The organism is Paenibacillus sp. USDA918EY (genome assembly GCF_009870825.1).
Taxonomy (GTDB): domain Bacteria; phylum Bacillota; class Bacilli; order Paenibacillales; family Paenibacillaceae; genus Paenibacillus_AQ; species Paenibacillus_AQ albilobatus.
In genome coordinates this window covers 550,403-573,251 of sequence record NZ_WTWY01000001.1, presented here as the reverse complement: position 1 = coordinate 573,251, position 22,849 = coordinate 550,403, and the positions used below count along the sequence as shown (strand labels likewise).

The window sequence follows — 22,849 nt, the reverse complement described above, 5'->3', positions numbered from 1 at the left end:
TTTTCGGTACAATAAGCATTTTTTGATTCTATTGCCCGTTTTCGACTTGAATTCTAACAAAAAAGATTCTTGGGGCGAATGATGCCTCAACAACATGATGAGCCAAAGCAACACGAGGCCTTCCACTTCAAACCTTATGGGAAGATTGTTTATTCCATTAAAAAAGAAGGGCGAATGATTCCATCGTCCTTCTTTTTAGGGTCGATTATTTTTTGTAATGCAACCCAACGACACCGTTCGAATAGGTTTTAGCGTCGGCTAATTGGAGGGGTTGCTGTTGTCCGGCCAATGCGAATAAACGTTCACCCGCGGCTGCGATGACGGGATGGACAAGCAACCATAAATCGTCGTAAAGGTCGTGTTCGATAAAGGATTTCCATGTCCTAACCCCGCTTTCAACCGATATCCGTCCCGCCTCTTTTTTCCGGACTTCAAGTTTTTCAGCGAATGCCTGATTGTCATGGACCAGCCATAACTCCGAGTTTCTCCAGTTTAATTCCACATCGGAACGCGAGATCACGACTTTAGGAATGTCATTCATTTTTTGGGCGATAGCCCGTTCCAACGAATTTTTGGAAGAGTTCTCCGCCTGCTGCCAATAATCGGCGAGAGAAGCATATGTGTTTCTACCGACGATGATCGTATCGACCGTCTTGTAATATTCCAGATAATCTTCGAAAATCTCCTCACTCAAAGTCATCCATTTGTGCTCATCCGAGACAATCCCGTCCAACGACACCTGCATGGTTAGAACAATCTCGCCCATATCAAAATCCACCTCCAAGAGTATGATGAATCCATTATATCAACATTGACTGGGGTTCATTTCTCGCAGATTGCTTAACCTCGACGGCCGGCGAATTCGGACCTGCACACCCGATGTCTATCGGCTGGTCCGATCATCTGCTCCCAAGCAGACGTCTTTCAAGATCGTCCAAGCGGGGCGTCGGAATGCCTGATTTCCGCTTCCATTCGCCAAACGCTTCGAATAAAGAGGCAATTTCGTCATAAGAACCGTCGAAGAATCGGGAAAATGGCAGGAGATGATAGATTTTCAGCATGAGATAGGCTGTGCGTTTATTTTTGCGAAAAAGCCTTGCCTGGCTTGCCGGCGTCATCATGTATCCCAATGCTTCCAGCACATCGAAACCTTCGCCAATGGCCGCAATGATCTGTCTGAGCATTTCTTTATCCCTCGCAAGCTCTCTTAGACTCCCCCCTTTGGCAAACAAGGCTGAAGTTAACGCTATAATCGGCACGATGTGGTTTTTCAGCCAGGCGTCCATATCTTCGTGAAAGATCAGTTTATATTTGACCGTGTCAAATGCCTTCTCCAGCAAAGGCCGAAAAGGAATCGGACCGTCAAGCCCGCCCAGCACCATTTGCCCGCCTCCGCGGATGCAAACGATACGTCCGTTTTCCCGGCGGCCGCCGTTAATCTGGAAACCGAAAGCGACCTGTTTTTCCGTACGGCTCATGTTTTGCAGCTCCATTTGCATCCTGCGGGCATCCGCATTATTGCCCACCAAAACGATATGACGGCTCCGATTGGCGGCCAGAATAGGCAGCACGGACGGAAAATCCGAATAGGTCATCACCACAAAGATGATATCGTAGCCCTCATCCTCTTCCAGCGTCCGAATGACACGAACCTGATCGATGGTCGTTCGGCGCTGTAAATAATGACGGATGACGACCCCGTTCCGCTCCAGCTCCTCCGCTCGCTTTCCTCTAGCCAATACGGTAACGTCATGGCCGCCCCGCACCAGAACATGCGCCAAGTAGCTGCCCCACACGCCCGCCCCATACACCAACACTTTCATATGTTTTCCTCCGATTGCTCATTTTTAAACTTATATTGATTTATCAACGTTTGTTGATTAGACTTAGCATAGCAATGCGTCAGCATCGCTTCAATCGGTAATATCCATGCGTTTGTCGATAAATCAACAAATCAACCCCATATGTTTAAAAAACTGAAAGGAGAAACGATGGACAGACGGATCCCGAAAACGAAGGAAGCGATTCTCAAAGCTTTCGTCGAACTACTGAAGGAGAAAAAAATCGAGCAGATCACGATCAATGAAATTGCCGACCGGGCCAATGTAAACCGCGGAACCATCTATTTGCATTACACGGACAAATACGACTTGCTGGATCAGTGCATCGACACGTATTTGAAGCAGTTGTACGAAAGCTGCATGCCAAAGAAAGAGACATCCCTGCTTGCGTCCGAAGGTCCGCTGCTTCAAACCTTTGAATATTTGGAACAAAACGCGCACATTTATGTAACGCTTTTGACCCGAAAAGGAACCCATGCGTTCCGAAGCCAGATCATGGCATACATCATGAAGGGAGCCGAGGAACAAATCAATCTTTACGGCCTTCCTGCAGGGATGAATCGGGAGATCACCGTGCAATTCCTAGCTTCGGCGATTACCGGCCTGGTGGAATGGTGGATCGTGAATTCCATGCCGTATCCTGCGGAGGAGATGGTCATTCAATTGATGATGCTGCTGAAACAGCATCTGCCGACAGTGTCTTGACTTTAAAAAAATCCAAGAGCGAGTGACACGCTCTTGGATTTTTGGAACCGATATCTCTGAAACTATTCCCCCAGAAACTGACTTGTTAAGGATAAACCTTGAAGTTATCGAAATGCGTATGCTTGCCGGCCGTTCTGAGCCCAACTTTGCCATGCGTGAACGGGTTCAAGCTGTTGTCGGTATAATCGATTTTCGGTTGATCCATATCGTCGACGTAGACTTTAATGTTCGTATCTTTCACGACTACCTTCATATGGTACCAAGTGTCCGTCGCGTACTTCTGCGGCGATCCTTTGATGAAATTCCAACTGTAATTCATCTTGCCCAGATTCACGCCGCTTGTCGTCAAGTAGGCGTAATATCCCTGCAATGCGTCAAAGTTGTTCTGCCCCCGCTCCGTGCCATGGGAAGGATTGGACACCCTGACGAGCACCCCCCCGTCGCCTCCCGAGTCGATCATCTTGACGTCGGCTTCGACCGTATAATCCGTCCAATTCGCGTCTCCGATCGTCGTCTTGGCAGGCCCCGTGCTGCTTCCCGAGCTGTACTCGCCGTTCTCCACGGCCCAGCTGCCTTCAAAGCGTGTCCATCCGTCGTCATTGCCGTCGTTGAAATCATCGCTAATGCTGGTAACGCCTGCGTTTTTATGGAACGTCATCCGCGAAAAATCCGCCTCGCCTTTAACGAACTCAACCCTCAGCTCCCGCTGTCCGGCATTCAAATAAACGCCTTTTTTAGATACGGTACGCCAGTTGTCCCAATCTCCCGTATTCGGAACGTCAATGATCCCGGTTAAGTCCGCCGATCCGTCCCACAAGCGGATTTGAACGCCGCTCATCGTGGTGGCCATACGGAAATCGATGTCGTAATAACCGCTGGACTCCACATTCACTTTATACTTATACCATTCTCCGGTTTGATTCCAGCCCAGATTGAACAAGCCTTCGCCGCCCAGACGAATATCGCCGGCATCGTTGCGGTACGCGCCTCCGATATTATTCGCGGTGGTGTCGTGATAGGCGACCCCTTCGCCTCCTTTCATGTAATGCACCGCTTCAATCTTGCCCGGAACCGGTTTATAAGCATCCCATGCGCTGCTTCCGTTCACATCGTTGCTGAAAGCGACAAATCCGAAATCCGCATGCGTGTCTTCCGTCAGGACACCGATTTTGCCTCCGCCCAAATTGGCTGTGCGCGTCCCTTTCATCATGCCGTCTACATAAAACTTAAACGTGGATCCGGATTTCTCAATGCGGATATGATGCCACTTCGAATAATCGAAACCTGCGGGCAGGTCGAACGTTTGCCACGCCTGGTCCACGCCGTTAATCCGGAAAAACGTGGCGAGGCGGTTATTTTTCGAACTGAGCATCGCTACCCCGAAATTATTCTCGTCCTTATATGAAAAGGTGGCGCCGTATCTCGGGCTTGCGGAAGCGCCCCGCTTCATTTCCTTCATATTAAATTCGGCCGTGTAATCGGATGCGCTCGCCGCCGCCGAAATTTGCTTATGCCAGGTGGTATCGCCGACCGAATCCTGCCACATCAGCTCTTGATTGTAAATTCCCCAATGGCCTCCGTTCACATTGGCCCACCCGCTTCCGATCGACGTTCGGTCGAAATAATCGTAAAAAGCAGGCATTTCCGGATCGGGCTGCGGCGTCGCGGTTGGACCGAGTACGATCATCTTGTCGTTGTTCCAAACGATGCGGTCCATGTTCAAATGGCGCAGCGGGCCAATGACGCCGGGGCCCTCAAAATTGTGATAAATCATGTAATGCGTGTCCAGATTGGGACCGATCACCACGGAATTATGGCCGAGACCTACGGTTGGCCCTTCCGTGCTGATCAAAGCCGGGTTCAGGCTGTCGGCCACATAATCGGATCGCGGCCCCGTTGTGCTAACGGCATAATCAACCCGGTAACCTTTGCTGAACACGTGATTGCCGGTATAAGTCATATAATATTTTCCATTGCGTTTGAAGACGGTCGGCCCTTCGGTCCAGCCCCCCATGCCGATTCCCGTTGGCGAGCTTGTTCCAATGGTGGTGGGACTGCTCATCGGCGCCGCATCGATGCGGCCCTGACCGGCATGAAAAAAGCTGAATGAACCGTCATCGTCGATAAACACATTGCCGTCGATCGTTTTCCCAAGATTGCCGGTTACGACTTCGAACGGTCCGGTTGGACTCGAGCTGCTGAGGACGTAATGGCCTTTTCCGGCGGGAGAAGTGTACATATAGAACCTGCCGTTCCAGTAGATGACCTCAGGGGCATACGCGCCATGCGTAATCGAATCCGTTGCCGCCAAACCGCGGTAGGACCAGTTTACCAAGTCCCGGGAGCTCCACACTTTAACGCCGTCGTCCGTGTCTCTCGTACTCACATACAAATAGTAATACCCGTTGAATTTCATGACATAGGGATCGCCGAGCCCGTACTGCTCCCACTCGCCCGGCAGTGATCGCGGATTTTGATAGGCATGCGTTTCCGTTGGCACCGAAGCGACAAGAGAAAATGTAACCGCTAACAAAAATAACCATCGCATCGTTTTCACTTTATAATTTCCTCCCTTTTCTTCTGAAGATGTACCTTCGGTGATGGCTTGACTCTGGCTTCATTTCAAATTCACCTGGGGCGCAGCTTGGTTCTGTATCGCGTCCTGCGCGGGACCGAATTTATCACCCCCTTCCCGCCATATGACAAGAGCCAAAAGAAAAACAGGTTCTCTTTTGGCTCCGGTTGCTTTGCGTCGTGCGGTTATGCCATATTGATTTTTTTAATTTTATCAAGCGGGAGTTTAGGGCTGCGGTCTTCATACAAGAGACCGTTGATCTCCTGCTGAACGTCGGTAAGCTGGGTATAACAATAGCCGACAATCGCATCGACGCTTTTGATCGCCTTGGTCAATCCCTCGAAACGCGCCATGAATTCTTCTTCGGAAGAGACCTGATGGCCGTAGCCCCAACCTTTGTCCGATTGGAACGCAATGCCGCCGTATTCGCTGATGATAATCGGTTGTCCCCGGTAGGCGTATCCTTCCGCGAAGGCATATTTCCATTGGTTGCAGGTCGTTTCGCAAGAGAGGACCGCCTCCAGATTGGAATACCGTTTCATAAATCCGTCGCCGGTCTCCACGTAATCGTGCAGCGTCAAAATGTCGGATACGGTATGCTCCCAGCCGTCGTTTGTGATGACCGGGCGGTACGGATCGATCGATTTGGTCAAATGATAAATGCCCTCGGTAAATTTCTGCTGTCTCGGGTCGCGAAGGATGGACGCAATCCCCCATGATTCGTTGAACGGAATCCAAGTGATGATGCTGGGGTGGTTATACTGCTGCTGAACGATCTCCACCCATTCCTTCGTAAACGCTTCGACCGCCCGATCATGGAACTCGAAGGTTGCGGCCATTTCGGACCATACGAGCAGGCCTTTGACGTCACACCAATAGAGAAAACGGGCATCTTCGATTTTCATATGCTTGCGTACGCCGTTGTAGCCCATCTCCAGCATTCTGTCGATATCTTCGATGAGCGCTTCCTCGCTTGGCGGCGTCAAATGGCTGTCCGTCCAATACCCTTGGTCCAAAATCAATCTTTGGTAGATCGGAACATTGTTCAGCAGCACCTTGCCTTTTTCAATCGAAATCTTTCTCATCCCGAAATAGGAAAACACTCGGTCCACCACTTGATCGTTCAAGGTCAGGACAAACTCGACATCGTACAGATTCGGGTGCTGGGGAGACCACAGACTTTTTTTCCATGGTCCGTTAGCCTCGTGGATGAGATCAACTTCCACCGTCAGGCAAGGTCTATCGATCACCAAACTTACCCGTTTAACAGGTTTGTCTTTCAAGGTCACGATGGCTTCCAGCTTCAAATCGCCTGCCGCCGGCACCCCGTTCACCTCGTAATCGAAGCGTACGATATTACGGTCGATATCCGGCGTGATTTTAACCGACTCCAGCCGCTGTTCCTCCACGTATTCAAGCCATACGGTCTGCCAAATCCCCGTCGTTTGGACGTAAAAGCATTCGAAGTTGTCCTTCGTCCACCGTTGTTTGCCGCGCGGCTGGGTGCAGCTGTCGCTGTCCTCCGCCTTCACCGTAATTTGATTGTCGGATCCGAAAACGAGATATGGGGTGACATCAAAAGAAAATGCCGCATATCCGCCCTGGTGGCTCCCGGCCATTTTGCCGTTGACCCATACTTTGGCCACGTGATCTACCGCTTGAAAATGCAGGATCACCCGTTGGCCCTCGGCTTCTTTTGGAATATGTACCTGTCTGCTGTACCAAACGTTCGGGTGAAATTCTTCCGCTCCGATGCCGCTCATCTTGGTTTCGTACGTAAAAGGGACGTTGATCTTATGCGTTTCCGTGAACTTCTCCTGCCAATTGTCCTGTTCGCCCGCGTTATGGTCGTCGAACCGGAAGCTCCACTCTCCGTTCAGGTTCGTCCAATCCTTGCGTACGAATTGGGGTCTGGGATAATCCTTGATATACGCTTTGGTCGTCATTTCTTTCCTCCTGATTTCTGCGCTGACTTGATTTCGACTGCATAAACGGATGTTTTCCGTAAAGGATACCCGTCCTTCCAGTCGGAAGCGGGAACGGTGCGGGTCGTACAAACGATTCGATCCGGCTCGAATACGGAATTGATGTCTTCAAAGGAATCCCCCGTGATCTCATGCAGGACGGTGTCCCCGGAAAAGTCGAAGGATTGGAGCGCAAGCTTGGCCTTCACCTCATGCAGGCTGCGGTTCACGATAAACAGGGTGATGACGCTTCCGTCGTCATTCGTACAGGCCACAACGTCCAAATCGGGAAGTTCATCCAGCCCCACCGGTGTCTGTTTCGGCGACTGCACGGAAAAGGTGCCGCACACCGTATCCACGGGCAGGATCCGCCGGATTCCCCGATTGGCGTAAAGCTTTAACACTTCATACGTCGGCGTTCCATACACGGTGAGAGGCAGGCCGCTCCAGCCGGAGACCTTGCCGCTGTTTTGATCGGCGTAGTAGTCGCCCACGCGTATACATCCTCCGAGCCAGCCGTTCACCAGATCGGAGAAGCTGCCGATGTGCACCATGTCGCTTGCGCGAAGCATTTCGTTCAGGTTGGCGGCATTCGCGACAGCGGCGCCCAATGTATGTTCGTCCGGCAAACCTTTCCGGTTCGTGTTCGGATAATGCATCGTGTTGTATTCGGTAATGGCGAGTTTCACATGGCTGGTCTTCGGATTTGCGCGAATAAGCTCCACCGCTTGCCCGATATCTTTGCGGGTCCATTCCGGGAATGTCGCGATGGCTTTGTATCGTTCCTCGGCCGGCGTTTCCCGGTTCATCCCGAAGCGTCCAAAGCCGTGGTATAAATGCATCGTCAAATAGTCGATGTGTTCTCCCGCTATATCGAGCACCGGCTTGTTCCATTCCGGATCGGTATGCCCGCAGGCCAAAATGACGATCGAAGGGTCAACGGCTTTCATCGCTTGCGCGAATGCCTTGCAGCGCTCCGCGAACCGGTCGGCGGAGCAAGTGCCCACCTGCCACTGACCCCATACTTCATTGCCGATTTCCCAATACTGAACGTTATACGGCTCCGGATGACCGTTCGCCGCCCGCAGGGCTCCCATCGGCGTGTCAATGCTTCCGTTGCAATATTCCACCCATTTAGCGGCTTCCTCCGGCGTCCCGGATCCGTCATTGACGCAGATTAGCGGCTCAACCTGCAGCTCCCGGCAAAACCCGATAAACTCGTCCGTCCCGAAGTACTTGCTGGTCCATCCTCCCCAAGCTTCGTTGTACATCACGGGCCGCTCAAGAACTGGCCCTACGCCATGTTCCCAGTGGTAGGCGCTGATGTAATTTCCCGCGAGTCTCATCATTCCCGCATTCAGAGGCCGGGTCATGTCCATCACTTCACGTTTCACCATACCGATGCTGTCTTCAGGAAGCAAAGACACGTGATCGAGCCAAAGCAAGCCTGTTGATACGTGATCGATCCAGCGGGGATGATCTTCCGGAACATAGACGCGAATCTCCGCGTCGGAACAGCTTCGTGAAACTGTCAGGCTCGCTTCGGCTTCCTGCCAATTGTGGCTTTTCAGCTCCATGCGCGCACGCCCGAGAAGTTCCTCCGTCCGCCGATCCACCGCGTCCACGATCAAATAGTGCAGCTCAACGGATGCACGGGCGACGATTTTGACCGTGTAAGCCGTCGGTCCCTTTAGCGCGGCTCTTTGCGCAATGCCCGCATAAGCCTCGTCGTCGCTCAAAATCCGGATGCGCTGTGCGCGGCCCGAATGCCTTTGGGCCGGCGCCTCCAGCGCATATTGCGTATTTTTGCCGTTCGTATAAGGAAGCCAGCTTCCGGAGACGGCGATCTCACCGGTCTTGTCGCTTTCGAAATCCATGTCTCTTAAAGGAAAAGCCAGCATCGCTTCCATATGGTCGCGGATATCTTCGACGAAATGCCCGAAAAGATAGGGATGGATCGTATGCTCTTCGGGCCTGTTGCAATCAATAGTAATCGTCGCATTCGTTTGCACAATATACCTCCATGAGTATGACGTTAAGAAAGAATCGCTGTGGATCAAGGTGTCTGCCAGGGTCTTTACCCTTTGATGGAGCCGATCATGACGCCTTTGACGAAATGCCGCTGCACAAATGGATACATGATCAAAATGGGCAGGCTGGAGATCATGATGACCGCATACTTGATGCTCTCGGCGAGCATCACTTTATTTTCCAGCCCAACGTTAGCGTCGACGGCATCGGACTGGCTGATCAACAATATTTCTCTCAAAACCAGTTGAAGCGGATAACGCGCTTCATTACGGATGTAGATCAAAGCGTTAAAATAAGAGTTCCAATGCCCGACGGCGTAAAACAAAACCATAACGGCCAGGATCGGCTTGGACAAAGGCAGGATAATGTTCAGCAGCAGCCGCCAGTTGGAGCAGCCGTCGATATGGGCGGCTTCCTGCAGTTCCCAAGGTATGCTGGTTTGAAAGTACGTCCGCATCACGATCAGATTATACGTTGCGATCGCGCCCGGAATGATCAAAGCCCACATCGTATCGAGCAGCCCCAAATTTTTGACCAGCAGATACGTTGGAATGAGCCCGCCTCCGAAAAACATCGTAAGCGTAATGATCACCATGAGCAGCTTGCGGCCGGGAAGATCCGGTCTAGACAATGGATACGCCGCTAACACGGTCATGATGATATTAACGACCGTACCAATCACCGTATATATGATCGTGTTGGTGTATCCGGTCCATATTTTCCCGTTGTGCAGAATGTTTGTGTAAGCATCCAAGGATATGTTTTTAGGCAGCAGCCATACTTCCCCGCCCAATACTTTCGCCGGATCGCTGAATGAAGCGCTGACCACGAAAATGAGCGGATATAACACAATCACAATGATAAGTGCAGCAATGGTATATATAACGGCATCGAATATCTTTTCATCCGACGATCGGCTTATGGAAGCTTGATTAGACATGCTCATTTTCCCCCTTTACCATAAGCTGGTCTCCGATACTTTGCGTGCGAACCGGTTGACAAGTATCAGCAGTATTAGATTGATAACCGAATTAAACAATCCGATCGCCGCCGTATAGCTGTATTCGCCTTTCAGAATGCCGGTTGTATACACGAACGTGGATATGACGTCGCTTGATTCAATATTCAAGTTATTTTGCATGAGCAGGATTTTCTCGAAACCGATGTCCATGAAATGCCCGATATCCAGAATAAGCATAATAACGATGACGGGCACGATGCCCGGCAAGGAAATATGCCATACGCGCCGCAGTCTGGAAGCGCCGTCCATCTTGGCCGCTTCATACAGCTGCGGATTCACTCCGCTGAGCGCCGCGATATAGATGATGGATTGCCAGCCCATGTTCTGCCATATGTTCGAGCCGATGAAAATGGTCTTAAACCAACCGGCTTCCTCCAGAAAACGGATCGGCGACCCGCCGAGAGCTTCGATCAGCGAATTGACCGGCCCCGTGGTCGGCGAGAGGAAAACGTTCAGAATGCCGACGATGACGACGACGGAAATAAAATGCGGAATAAACGTAATGTTTTGCAGTACTTTGCTGAACGTCTTGCTGCGAATTTCGTTGACGATCAGTGCAAGCAAGATGGAAATAGGGAATGCGATGAGCAGCGAGAACAGGTTTATCGATAACGTGTTCCACAGCAGCCTCCAAAAATAAAACGAATCAAAAAAGCGTAGAATGTGGTCAAAACCGACCCAACTGCTGCCGAAGATCCCCTTGGCCGGATTGAAATTTTTAAAGGCAATTTGCAGTCCGTACATCGGCCCGTAATGAAAAATCAAATACCAGGCGATGGGCAGCAGCAGCATAAGATACAGGTCCAACCGTTTTGCCATCTGTTTCCATACACGGCCCCGCCGTCCCGGAATTTTCCGGGACGGCGCAGCATTGACGTGGACTTGAGCGCTCTTCATAAGCATCTACTCCTAACGAATGCGGGAAATCGTATGATGTCCATTATTTTGCCATCTTGTCGTAGGCTTGCTGATACAGGTCCTGCAGCTTGTCGATTTTCATCTTTTTAAGCGTGGATTGGAATTCATCCCACTTATCGAAGCTGAGTGCTCCGGCGATAAACTTCGCGCTCTGCTCTTCGTAATATTTGTCGATGTCATTACGCAGGACGTTGACTTCCTGAGCCGTTTTCTCATCGAACATCGGCGATGCGTAACGAACCTTCGGCATGAACGGAGTCAGCTTGTCCTGTGCTTCCTGAACCTGCGGAGGATTGATGAAGGAAGCAACCTTATCGCTGATCAGATGCGGCGCTCCGCCGCCTGCATACGGCGTGATTTTGGCTTGGTTGCCCGTCGCGAGGAAAGCTTCCGTATAATAAGGAATGCCGTCTTTCATTTCGTAGTTCTCGCCTTCCCTGCCGAAACGCAGCATCGTCGAGCCTTCGTCGCTGTAGAAGTAATCGATCCAGCGCATCGTGACTTCCGGGTTCTTGTTCGCGGAGGTGATGGCAAAAGCTCCGAAGTCCCGGGCGACAGGCGCGCCCTGGCTTTGCATCTGATCGCCGTGCGGACCTTTGAACGGCGCGATGCCCGTATATTGATCCTTGATCGGCATGAACACATTGTTCGTCTGGTCAAAGAACAAGCCGGTGTTGCCCGAAGACTGCTTCGCAAGGTAGTCGGCTTCCTTCTGCGAGAACATATCGGGATCGAGCAGCTTTTCCGTATAAAGCTTGTTCAGATACTGGAGCATCTCTTTGTTCCGATCGTTGCCCATCCAGATTTCGACCTTGTCGTTGACGAGATTGATGTTATAGCCCAGCTGTTGATCGAGGCCGAACGAACCGCTCATCATGTTGACGATCGGCAGCCCCTGACCCGGCACCGGCGGACGCGCAGTCATCGGCAGCTCGTCTTTTTTGCCGTTCCCGTTCGGATCCTTGTCGCGGAAGGCGACCAATACGTCGTACAGTTCGTCTGTCGTCTCCGGCACGTCCAGGTTCAGCTTCTTAAGCCACGCCTGGTTGATCCATTTTTTGTCCGTGCGGGCAGCATCAAGGGTAACAATGCCCGGGATCGCATAAATATGGCCCTCCGGCGTCGTGATGCCCGAACGGATCTCCGGATATTTCTCCATCAGACCCTTGAGGTTGGGCGCATATTTGTCGATCAAATCTTCCAACGGAATCAATTGGCCGCCCGTTCCGTAGCGGGTTGCTTCCAGCTGCGTAATTCCCGACCGGTAAAAAGCGTCAGGCAGCTCGTTGGACGCAAACAGGAGATTTTTCTTTTCCTGAAATCCGTCCGTCGGCGCTTCGGTGAATTCGACATGGACGTTGCTCATTTTCTCGTAATCCTGGAAAACAGGCATGTCCTTGAACGGGCCGTTGGCGGGAGCAATCCGGGTAAACATTTTCAGCGTAATAGGATCTTTGGTCAGCGGAAACCCGGATGCGTTGACCGTTGTTTCGGATGAACCCTCCGCGTTTTTGGGTTCGGCTCCCTTTTCGCTATTGGAACCGCATCCCGCGAGTAATAATGCCGAGATGAGCGCTGTGCTCAGCGCGCCTCTTCCCCAGTGTTTGGACATGAATGAATGACCTCCGTTTTATGTAGTTCTGAACCGTTGTTGAAAGCGTTTCCCGTGGTGTCTGTCAGTATTATAGTTCATCCGTCATGACCGCAAATTCTAATAATATGACTATTTACTCCACAATTTTTACGGTTTTATCATATGGTCTCCGGCCGGAGGCTGCTCAAATAGGCATGCGGCGTCATGCCTGTGAATTCTTTGAATACTTTGAAAAAATAGTTGTACGTCGTAAAACCTACTTGGCTGCTGATTTGTTTCACCGAATATTGCCCGCTCTCCAGAAGCTTCTTCCCGGCATCGATTCGGACCCGGTTCACATATTCGGAGAAGGTGTACCCGGTCTCCTCTTTGAATAATCGGCTTAAATAGGAAGGATTGAGCCCGATTGCGCCCGCCGCCATCTCCAGGGTGACGTAACCTTGGTACCGCTCCAAAATGAAATGGATCGCCTGCGACACATGCCGGGAATAGCTGCCTGCAGTACGCTGCTGTTTGAGCAAGTTCAGCAAGGCGGCGAAGTAGGACTGCAGCCATTGCTCCAGTTCAGCCATGCTGCCGATCCGCCCCAAATCACCGCGCGGCGGGAGTCCATCCCGGGCGGTTTCGGGCGCAGACGTGGGGATTGATTTTTTTATAGCTTTATCGCCGGTGTGCAGAAGCTCGCTGACGATCAATTGCACCGCAGGGGAATGGAGCGGCTGACGGCGGACCGAACCGCACACCGAGGCGATGAGGCGGCGCAGCCTCTCTTGGTCCAAACTTTCCATGGCAAGAAGCAGCTGCTTCTGTTCTTCGATGGTGAGGGCAACACGCAGCTGCGGTGCGATCGTTCTGCCCCCTGCGGACGGGTTCGTTCGATCAGCATCTGCGGCCATGGCATCCGGCTCGCCGGCAGGAGAAGCATCAAGCGCCTTCTCGGCCGATCTGTAGCTGGCTCCGAGCTGCGACAGGCTTGTGCAAGGATGCCCAAGAGCATAAGCGGATTTCAGGTTCAGCATCAGCTCAAGCGCATGCTGAACCTTCCCCATCCAGCGGTGTGCCTCGCTCGCGCCGGTATGCTCGCTGCGGTCCTTGAACGCAAACACGACAACCACCCTTCCGTTCTCTACATAAGCGGCCGTCCGTTCATGAATATCTCCAAGGCTTTGCTGCATCACATCGACCGCCTGCTGCACCAGCCGGTTCGTTTGCCTATCGCTGAATGACTCCGTCAGCAGCAGGAAGGGAATGATCTGCAGCGCTGCTGCCGTGTAACTGACGGCGTCGGGATACAAATTTTCCATCCCGGAGGCCGCGTCAAACGTTCCGGCATCCTCCTTCCCCCTGACCAGGTCGGCGATGTAGCTTCTTATGAATACCGGCTTCATCGATTCTTCCATTTTGCGGCTTGCCAGCCTGCCTTCCTGCGCCCTGCTCTCCTGCTGCAGGTCCTGAACGGCCTTGTTCAACACGTTTCGCAGCAGCGGTTCATCCAGCCGGTGCTTGAGCAAATAGTCGACGGCCCCGCTTCGCAAGCATTCGCGCACGTAATCGTAGTCGTCGTAGCTGCTGAGCATGATCGTCTTGATGGCCGGATACCGCTCGCGAATGATCCCGTGAAGTTCCACGCCGTTCATCTCCGGCATATTCACGTCGATGATCGCGATGTGCGGCGGCGACTCTTCGAGCATCGTCAAAGCCGCCGTCCCGCTGTATGCTTCGCCGACGAACTCGAACCCATGCTCCTTCCAGTTGAATAACGTCCTTATCACATTGCCGATCAACGGCTCATCGTCGATCAGGAGCACTTTAAACATGGTTAGACCACCTCTTGTTCAGATTGTTCTGCATGTTGTATTTTCGGAAAGCGGATTTCTACCTTCGTATACAATCCCGGCTCGCTGTATAAGCTCAGACCGTACGTTTCGCCGAACATCCGGACGATCCGCTCGTGCGCGTTGCGTACCCCCATGCCGCTGAAGCGGGACGGGGCGTCCTCTTTTCCCATGTCTCCCAGCAGGGCGTCCATCTGTTCCTGCGTCATGCCCCGGCCGTTGTCCGTAACTTCGATCCGCAGATCATGATGCTCCGCATAAACGCGAATCAGGACATATCCCCCTTCCCCGGAAGGACCGATGCCGTGTATGATCGCATTTTCGACGAGAGGCTGCAGCACCAGTTTCAGCACCCGGCACTCCAGCAAAGCGTCGTCTTCAATTTGCGTGTGCACCTCGATCGGCTCCAAATATTTGTATTTCACGATCGAAATATAACTGTACACATAGTCCAGTTCTTCGCGCAGCGTCAGAAATTCGTTGGAATTCCCCAGCAAGCCGCGCATCAGCTCGATGAGCGAACCGGACACCTCTTCGATATTGGGCACTCCGTTCAGCTTGGCCAAATACTTGATGGTGTTGAGAGAATTATAGAGAAAATGGGGGCGAATTTGCGCCTGCAGGGCGGTGAGCTCGGCCTCGCGTTTCTTTTTCTCGCTCGTTCGGATGCCTTCCATGAGACGTTTCAATTCATCTACCATGCTGATAAAAACGCGATACAACTCGCCGACTTCGTCCTTGGAGTTGATCTCCGTTTTGGGAAAAGACAAATTTCCGTCCTTGACCTGCATCATCATCGATTTCAGCCGGCGGATGTTTAAAGTGCTTCGGGAAGAAACCTGATGCGAAGCGATCAGGATGACGATAAAGACGATGATCGACACCTCGGCCATCAAATTCCGGATTCGCGTGGATTCGCTGAGCAGCGAGTCCAGCGGGATCAGTGCCAGTGTGCTCCAGCCCGTATACTCGGAAAGACGGCTGACGACGATGTAGGATCTTCCGTTGATCTTCTGCTCAACCACTGTGTCATGGCCGGCAATTTCCCGTTTGATCTCGACAATCGTATCCAGAGGAGGCGCGTAGGAGGATGGTGAAGATTCCGATTGATAGACATACCCGTTCTGTTCATCCAGTACATACAGCATGCTGTCCGCGGTCGGCTTTACGCCATAGGTTTTTTTTATGAATTCGTAGTCCAAATCGACCATGACAATGCCGACGGTTTCGCTGTTATAGCGAATTTCGCGCCCGACGGTGATCGCATCCGCCGTTCCTTCCGGCTTAAAGTACGCATGGCGCGATCCGTTGAGCAGCATATAGTTCAGCATCGGGGTTCCCAAGACGCTCCGGTCCATCCAAGGACCGCCGGTGAAAAACACCTTCCCGTTCAGACCCACGACCGCCATCCGGGAAATATAGGGCTTATACTTGGTCAGACCCGACAGAAATTCCGTAATCCGCTTCTGCTCCTGAAACCATTCATAACTAGGCTCCTCGTTTGGGCTCAAAATCGTATCGATCACCGTGCTTTTATTGGTCACGACCACGGTATTCAGCCGGTCGATCTCCTCCAGCATGACGTTGAGGGATTCATCCGCCTGCCGGATGCTGTCCGAGACCGAGGTGACCGCGTTGTCTTTGATGGTTTCGCGCATATTGACGTACACGATGCCGGTGACGGAGACGATGGACAAAAAGGTGACCAGGCCGAAGGCCATGAATATTTTCCCCTGAAAACTCGTTTGCGGCCAAAACCACCTTCGAAGCGTCGTAAGTTTCATAGCATATCTCTCCTCAAAACGATGTATTGAACCTGCCTGATTCCTTCGATGGACGAACAATCCGGCATGCAAACGCTTCCCAAAACCGGCGGCGGAGCTCTCTGTTTTTTATGGATCCGGATGGAACAGGTGGAAGGCTTTTGTATTTTCCGCAACAAAATGACAATCAGCCAAATGCTTGGCTCTATTTTCAAGCCAGGAAAACGTATACATATTATATAAAGGCAAAATTAAACTTGTCGAGATAACCTGACAAATTGACAAATGAATATGAACGGAATCCCCATGCGGGAGCCATGCCGAAAAAGCCGGCCGCCGTTTTCCGGCGCATCCAGCTTGAAAGGCAAATAGTTCTTGTTTAGGCCGATTAATCTTGATTTTGCTTCCGGTACTGCGACGGGGACATCGAACAATAGTTTTTGAAGGCCCGGGTAAAAGCAAACAGTGTCGGATAGCCGAGGGAATAAGCGATCTCCGTCACGGCCGCCGACGTTCCGAGCAGCATTTGCTTGGCCTTGTCCATTTTGACCATGGCAATGTATTCGGCCGGCGTCATGCCCACGGACCTTGTAAACTGCGTGGAAAAATAAGTCCGGTTCAGTCCGGCATATTCGGCCACCTGCTGAACGGTGATGCCCTCGGCCGCGTGCCATTCGATATATTCGGTCCAAAGGGAAGCTTTGCTTTTTGGGGTCGCTGCCGGGCTTGGGTGCGCATCCGTCAATCCGGCGCTTGAGATTAAAAGGGATAACACTTGGTACATCAGCCCCTTCAAACATAGGGAGGCGGCAATCCCATCCGTCTTCCCTTTTCTCCACTCCTCAAAAAGCCGTCCGATCACGTGCTCAAGCGCCGGGGTCCATCGGCCTCTGGAGCATGGATCGTCCGGGTCAAAGCCGGCCAGATGCAGCATCTTTTCCAACGCCGGTCCATCCATGGCCAGCCACGTTAACTGCAGGGACGGTTCGTCTTCCGGTTTGTAATAAATATAAGTCCGGTTCGGATACAGACAAAACGCATCCCCCGTCTGAAGCCTGCGCGATTGCCCCTTATATTCAACCATCAGGCTTCCCGCCCTGACAAAATGAATACTGTAGCATTCAATCCTGCGCGGCCCGATCCGATATCCCGGCTTCGCCGTGTTTTGACCCGCTCTCACGAGCCAAAATGGACTGAGGTTATCGTTTTCGGTCGGCGTGTAATAAAAAAACTCCGCAAATTCATGATCATATTCTTGCAGCATTCGTCCGCACCCTCCGTTTTATTTTTTTCGTCAACTGACAAAATGATAAATATATCATACAATACGCCATTCCGTTCGCGCACCCCGTTTAATATAATTTGGTCAAGGAGGATGACGGATGAAAAAACCTAACATTTTGTTAATCACCAGCGACCAGCAGCATTGGAACACGATTGGCGCGTTTAATCCGGAAATACGCACCCCGAATCTGGACCGGATCGTCCGGGAAGGAACGACATTCGATCGGGCGTATTGCCCCAACCCGACGTGTACGCCAAGCCGCGCCTCGATCATTACCGGGATGTACCCGAGCCAGCACGGCGCGTGGACGCTTGGAACCAAATTGCTGGAAGATCGGCATACGGTGGGCGAAGATTTCAAGCAGGCCGGCTATCGAACCGGATTGATCGGCAAAGCCCATTTTCAGCCTCTGGCCTCCACGGAGGAATTCCCGTCGCTCGAAGCCTATCCCATCCTGCAGGATCTGGAATTTTGGAAAAATTACAAGGATGGATTTTACGGATTCGACGATGTGGAACTGGCCCGGAATCACACGAACGAAGCCCATATCGGGCAGCATTATGCGCTGTGGATGGAGGAGAAAGGCTGCCATAATTGGCGGGACTACTTCCTGCCGCCCACCGGTACCATGGACCGGGATCAAACGTATCGTTGGCCGATTCCCGAAGAATACCATTACAACACCTGGATAGCTGAGCGGACAAATGCTTTGCTGGAGCAGTATCACGAAAATGACGAGAGCTTTTTCCTCTGGTCCAGCTTCTTCGACCCGCATCCCGAATACCTCGTACCCGAGCCGTGGGATACGATGTACAACCCTGATGAGCTTACGATTCCGGAAATGGTGCCGGGCGAGCACGACCGCAATCCGCCGCATTTTGCAAAAACGCAGGAAGAACATCCCGACTTTTCCGATCTGCAGGAAACGGGGTTCGGCATCCACGGTTACCGGTCGCATCATTATTATGAATACGGCAGCAGGCCGCGGCTGACGGGCTTTGACAAGAAAAAGCTGGTCGCCGTCTATTACGGCATGATCAGCATGATGGATAAGTACATCGGGCGTATTCTCGATAAGCTGGACGAACTGGGGATCGCCGACAACACGATTGTCGTCTTTACGACGGATCACGGCCATTTTTTCGGGCAGCACGGTTTGCAGGCCAAGGGCGGTTTTCATTACGAGGACCTGATCAAACTGCCGTTTATCGTCCGGTATCCCGGACAAGTGCCCGCCGGCAAACGCAGCGGCGCCATTCAATCTTTGGTGGATTTGGCTCCAACCTTCTTGTCCCTGTGCGATCTTCCCGTTCCTTATGCCATGACGGGCGTCGACCAGAAAAAGGTATGGCTCGGCGAAGCCGCGCAGGCACGCAGCCACGCCATCTGCGAATTCAGGCATGAACCGACCACCATTCATCAGAAGACCTACGTCGATGAGCGTTATAAAATTACGGTCTATTACAATCAAACCTATGGAGAAATCTTCGATCTGCATGAAGACCCCGGTGAACTGAATAACCTATGGGACGACCCGGCGCACGCAACGCTGAAAACCGAACTTTTGCTTAAATATGCATGGGCTGAGCTTGGAAAGGAACCGATGCCGATGCCGCGAATTTCCGGAGCTTAATATGTTACGGATACCCGCGACGCTTATATCTCAGGTTTTTGCAAAATTCGATTCCGTTCGCTCCCGCGTACAATATATAGACGAATTAAACCGTTTCGCTCTCTATATTGCTCATTGAAAGTCGCTCCTTGGATTTTTGCAAAACACTCGTCTAAAAAAATGATGCGCAGCAATCAAAAGGCCCTTTCACAGGCGTGTGAATCGGCCTTTTGTGATGTATGAAAACCGGCTGTCCGCTGTATTGCATGAAATAGGGTTGAGTCCGTCTCAATCCCCCTGCTATCATGGGGTCATGGATATTGAAATCAAGGGGGAGCGAGCATAATGGATCGAAATCGGAACTGGGCAGGCAATTACGAATACAGCGCTTCAAAACTTTATGTCCCTGAAACCATGGAGCAAGTGAGCGAACTCGCGGCCAAAAGCCGCCGCATTAAGGTGCTGGGCACGCGGCATTCATTTAACGGCATCGCGGACAGTCCGGAAGCCCAGCTTTCGCTGGAAAAACTGAACCGGATCATTGCGCTGGACCGCGAGAATCACCGGGTAACGGTGGAAGGCGGCATCCGCTACGGGGATTTGTGCCGCTTTCTGCACGAACAAGGTTATGCGCTTCACAATCTGGCTTCGCTGCCGCATATTACGGTCGCCGGCGCATGCGCAACCGCAACGCACGGCTCCGGCGTGAACAGCGCCAATCTGTCCTCCGCGGTCCATTCGATGGAGATCGTCGGAGCGGACGGAGCCGTCATGCGATTCTCCCGGGACCAGGACGTGGGGGTGAATGCAGCCGCTGTCGGTTTGGGCGCCTTGGGAATCGTCACCAAAATCACGCTTGATGTCATTCCGGCATTTGAAATGAGCCAGTACGTTTACGAAAATCTGCCTTTGGGGAAGCTGGAAGAACACTTCGGCGAAATCGCCTCCGCCGCTTACAGCGTCAGCCTGTTCACGGATTGGAAGGCATCCTCCTTCAACCAAGTCTGGCTGAAGCATCGTACAACGGACGGCACCGCAGATGGAATGGGGCCCGAGTTTTTCGGGGCGGTCAGAGCCTCGGGGAGTGTGCATCCCGTAGCCGGTTTTCCGGCGGAAAACTGCAGCGAACAAATGGGCGTCCCCGGACCTTGGTTCGAGCGGTTACCCCATTTTCGGATGGAATTCACCCCAAGCGCCGGAGAGGAGCTGCAAAGCGAGTATTTCGTGCCTCGTTCGTTTGCTTACGAAGCTTTATGCGCAATCGATCGGCTGCGGGAGCATATATCCCCTCTCCTCTATATTTCCGAGGTGCGCATGATTGCGAGGGACGAATTGTGGATGAGTCCCTGCTACAAGCAGGATTCGGTCGCGATCCATTTTACCTGGAAGCCGGACTGGCAAGCGGTGCGGCAAGTGCTGCCGCTGATCGAAGAGAACCTTTCCCCCTTTGCCGCCCGTCCGCATTGGGCCAAGCTGTTCACCATGCCGCCGGCCGATGTGCAGGCTCGTTACGAGCGGCTGCCTGATTTCCGGAAGCTTCTTCTGCGCTGCGATCCGGAGGGCAAGTTTAGGAACGACTTTTTGAATACGTATCTTATGGCAGACTGAAAACTTATAAGGTAAAAAAGGAGCATCACGAAATTCGCGAGGCTCCTTTTTCTCTTCGTCCGGCCCTCTATATTTTCTTCAAAAAAATTGGATGTTTCAACACGATGACAGGAACAGCTCCGCGCGGCTGCCCTTCACCCCTTCCAATCGGGTTCTCCTCTGTTTATAAGACGGAAGACAGGACAAAACATAGACAGCAAGCGGGGGCCTGTTGCTCTTGTTATATTTTTATCGATGCATTGTTCGATTGAGCTTCGAGAACATCGTATAATGCCAATTTACAATTTGTTTTATCCATATTATAGTAAAGCACTTTTATTTTCCTCTTAATTTCTTTTTTATGATTGAGCATCATTGCATTGGAATGTCGGATCCGGTAAAAAGGTTGCCATTTTGGGGGTTGGAGGGCTCGGCCATCTGGCAATCCAATAGCGCATGCCCTAGGGCGCCGAAGTTACGGCCTTAAGCCGCTCTAAAGATAAAAAAGCGAAGCGCTGAGCTTTGGAGCAAATCATTACTTTGCAACAGGCGATCCTGAAACATTTACAGCGCTGGCCGGTCATTTTGACATCATCCTAAACACTGTGTCTACCAATCTGAACGTTGATGCGTATTTATCGTTGCTTCGCGTAGACGGTACACTCGTCAATGTCGTGAAATCCGGCCGCTTTATTCGCCGCGACATTTCGGATAACATGTTAACTGATACAGTCTATTCTTCTTCATGAAACGGAGCGTGAAAAAAGTGAGCGAAAATGATTTATTGTGGCTTCAGGATCAATTGCAAACCGAAGCCAATGCGGTAGCGGAAGAGCTGGGCGTGAACGACCTGCTGTCTTTGGCGGGAAATCCTGTCCGGGTCGGCAGCGCAGCGCTCGGGTTAATGGCATGGAGGGATTTGGACATTACCGTCGTAAGCCCTAAACTCGATGCGGATCAGGTGGCCGAAATCGCTTCGAAACTGATGGTCAGGCAAGGCGTCAGGGAGCTTCGCTTCCTGAACGATACCGGTGTCTGGAATACGGATATCAACTATCCTGACGGTTTTTACATCGGAGTAAAATACCGGGCCCAAAGCGGGAAGGATTGGAAATTGGATTTGTGGTTCGTGGATGAACCGGACAAGCAGCCCGATCTTGCGCATATCAAAACGATGCCGGATCGGCTCACCCCCGAGCTGCGGGAATCCATCCTGGCGATCAAACATATGTGGGCCTCCCGCGAAGAATACGGAAACGAAGTGAAAAGCTTCGATATTTACACCGCCGTGCTGGACGATCACGTTAGAACGCCGGATCAGTTCGAGGAATGGCTGAAAAAGAAACCCCGTTCCTAATGAAACCGATGATTCTATGAGGAACATTCCGGGGCTGAAAAACCCGTGTGCCCCATCCTTTCGGCCCCAAAAAAGCCCAATGAACCGGCGGTGTTGATGCCGCTGTTCTATTGGGCTTTCTAGGAGGCGGCTCTAAAGCCACCCAATTATGTTAAGTTCTTCGTCTTATCCCCTAACTACATAACACGACAGCCAAGGTTTTTTCAGGCTGCTTTTAAACCGGCGGTTTGACCCCCATTTGCATCCAACCTTCCTTGGACGGGCCATATACCGCAGGGATATTTAATCCTGCTTGCCGCATAAGCACGGTGACCTGGCCTCGATGATGGACGATATGCTTAATCAATCCCATAAAAATGGACGCATTCGATTCCTGTCTTCCAAAAGCATTTCGGATGATCTTCAAATCGTCGTCCGTCCATTGTTCTTCAATCGCTTTGGCCGCATCGCGGCTTATTTTTTTAAAAGTCTGGGCGATTTCTTTTGCAGAGGGTATTACATCCGAATCAGGCACCCGCTCAGTCGCAAGACCAAATTCATTCAGGTAATCCGGGACATTCGTTACAAAATGCCACGCGATCCTTCCTAACGTGCGGCCTTCAGGATACACTTGCTGACGCAAGGATTCATCGGTCAATGCGTCCAAAATGTTTTGGGTTAATGCAGCTTCCTTGTTCCATTCCGCGATCAAATCCGCAACCGTTACATACATCATGGATTCATCCCTTTCTTGAGTAACTTCCCCCGACTGCTTGATGAAA

General features: G+C 51.8%; 17 protein-coding genes and 1 pseudogene. 6 read left to right on the top strand and 12 right to left on the bottom strand.

Going from position 1 to position 22,849, the window contains the following annotated elements; all coding sequences use genetic code 11:
- Positions 1-205: 205 nt before the first annotated feature.
- Entirely contained in the window at positions 206-766 is a 561-nt protein-coding gene (locus GQY55_RS02680) for a dihydrofolate reductase family protein (protein WP_160037861.1), read from the bottom strand.
- Positions 767-899: 133 nt separating this feature from the next.
- The gene (locus tag GQY55_RS02675) at positions 900-1,823 is read right to left on the bottom strand and encodes a ketopantoate reductase family protein (protein WP_160037859.1); all 924 of its coding nucleotides are present in this window, start codon (positions 1,821-1,823) and stop codon (positions 900-902) included.
- 168 nt (positions 1,824-1,991) lie between these two features.
- Between GQY55_RS02675 and GQY55_RS02670 the strand changes: the two genes are divergently transcribed.
- Complete coding sequence (locus GQY55_RS02670; RefSeq protein ID WP_160037857.1) at positions 1,992-2,546, top strand: TetR/AcrR family transcriptional regulator; 555 nt, start codon at positions 1,992-1,994, stop codon at positions 2,544-2,546.
- A gap of 85 nt (positions 2,547-2,631) precedes the next feature.
- Here the strand turns inward: GQY55_RS02670 and GQY55_RS02665 are convergent, their stop codons facing one another.
- The 8 genes from GQY55_RS02665 to GQY55_RS02630 all read right to left on the bottom strand — a co-directional run bounded on the left by GQY55_RS02665 (position 2,632) and on the right by GQY55_RS02630 (position 16,268).
- Positions 2,632-5,094, bottom strand: coding sequence for a family 43 glycosylhydrolase (locus tag GQY55_RS02665; RefSeq protein ID WP_160038499.1), 2,463 nt, complete (start codon positions 5,092-5,094; stop codon positions 2,632-2,634).
- Between the two features lie 212 nt (positions 5,095-5,306).
- Entirely contained in the window at positions 5,307-7,067 is a 1,761-nt protein-coding gene (locus tag GQY55_RS02660) for a glycoside hydrolase family 2 protein (RefSeq protein ID WP_160037855.1), read from the bottom strand.
- Positions 7,064-9,097 carry an alpha-L-arabinofuranosidase C-terminal domain-containing protein gene (locus GQY55_RS02655; RefSeq protein WP_160037853.1) on the bottom strand — a complete coding sequence of 678 codons (2,034 nt, stop codon included), beginning with the start codon at positions 9,095-9,097 and terminating at the stop codon, positions 7,064-7,066. The genes GQY55_RS02660 and GQY55_RS02655 overlap by 4 nt, the downstream gene beginning before the upstream one ends.
- 65 nt (positions 9,098-9,162) lie before the next feature.
- A complete protein-coding gene (locus tag GQY55_RS02650) occupies positions 9,163-10,056 on the bottom strand; it encodes a carbohydrate ABC transporter permease (RefSeq protein ID WP_160037851.1) in 894 nt (297 codons plus the stop codon).
- Between the two features lie 15 nt (positions 10,057-10,071).
- Positions 10,072-11,040: an ABC transporter permease gene (locus tag GQY55_RS02645; protein WP_373309111.1), complete on the bottom strand. Its 969-nt coding sequence runs from the start codon at positions 11,038-11,040 to the stop codon at positions 10,072-10,074.
- Between the two features lie 37 nt (positions 11,041-11,077).
- Entirely contained in the window at positions 11,078-12,667 is a 1,590-nt protein-coding gene (locus GQY55_RS02640) for an extracellular solute-binding protein (protein WP_160037847.1), read from the bottom strand.
- 140 nt (positions 12,668-12,807) lie between these two features.
- Complete coding sequence (locus GQY55_RS02635; RefSeq protein WP_160037845.1) at positions 12,808-14,466, bottom strand: response regulator; 1,659 nt, start codon at positions 14,464-14,466, stop codon at positions 12,808-12,810.
- Positions 14,467-14,468: 2 nt separating this feature from the next.
- Positions 14,469-16,268: a cache domain-containing sensor histidine kinase gene (locus tag GQY55_RS02630; RefSeq protein WP_160037843.1), complete on the bottom strand. Its 1,800-nt coding sequence runs from the start codon at positions 16,266-16,268 to the stop codon at positions 14,469-14,471.
- A gap of 48 nt (positions 16,269-16,316) precedes the next feature.
- Between GQY55_RS02630 and GQY55_RS31185 the strand changes: the two genes are divergently transcribed.
- On the top strand, positions 16,317-16,490 hold the full coding sequence (locus GQY55_RS31185) for a hypothetical protein (protein WP_236575364.1): 174 nt from the start codon (positions 16,317-16,319) through the stop codon (positions 16,488-16,490).
- A 145-nt stretch (positions 16,491-16,635) separates the two neighbouring features.
- On the opposite strand, the gene GQY55_RS02625 is transcribed toward GQY55_RS31185, so the two are convergent.
- A complete protein-coding gene (locus tag GQY55_RS02625) occupies positions 16,636-17,511 on the bottom strand; it encodes an AraC family transcriptional regulator (RefSeq protein WP_236575363.1) in 876 nt (291 codons plus the stop codon).
- A 118-nt stretch (positions 17,512-17,629) separates the two neighbouring features.
- Here GQY55_RS02625 and GQY55_RS02620 point away from each other — a divergent pair, with 118 nt between their 5' ends.
- From GQY55_RS02620 to GQY55_RS02605, 4 genes and pseudogenes are all read left to right on the top strand, one after another.
- Complete coding sequence (locus GQY55_RS02620) at positions 17,630-19,165, top strand: sulfatase family protein (protein ID WP_160037841.1); 1,536 nt, start codon at positions 17,630-17,632, stop codon at positions 19,163-19,165.
- A 324-nt stretch (positions 19,166-19,489) separates the two neighbouring features.
- Positions 19,490-20,752, top strand: coding sequence for an FAD-binding protein (locus GQY55_RS02615; RefSeq protein WP_160037839.1), 1,263 nt, complete (start codon positions 19,490-19,492; stop codon positions 20,750-20,752).
- Between the two features lie 357 nt (positions 20,753-21,109).
- Positions 21,110-21,405: pseudogene (locus GQY55_RS02610) on the top strand (zinc-binding dehydrogenase); the annotation flags it as partial.
- 71 nt (positions 21,406-21,476) lie between these two features.
- Positions 21,477-22,088 carry a hypothetical protein gene (locus GQY55_RS02605; protein ID WP_236575362.1) on the top strand — a complete coding sequence of 204 codons (612 nt, stop codon included), beginning with the start codon at positions 21,477-21,479 and terminating at the stop codon, positions 22,086-22,088.
- A 214-nt stretch (positions 22,089-22,302) separates the two neighbouring features.
- On the opposite strand, the gene GQY55_RS02600 is transcribed toward GQY55_RS02605, so the two are convergent.
- On the bottom strand, positions 22,303-22,800 hold the full coding sequence (locus tag GQY55_RS02600) for a DinB family protein (protein WP_160038495.1): 498 nt from the start codon (positions 22,798-22,800) through the stop codon (positions 22,303-22,305).
- Positions 22,801-22,849: the final 49 nt, after the last annotated feature.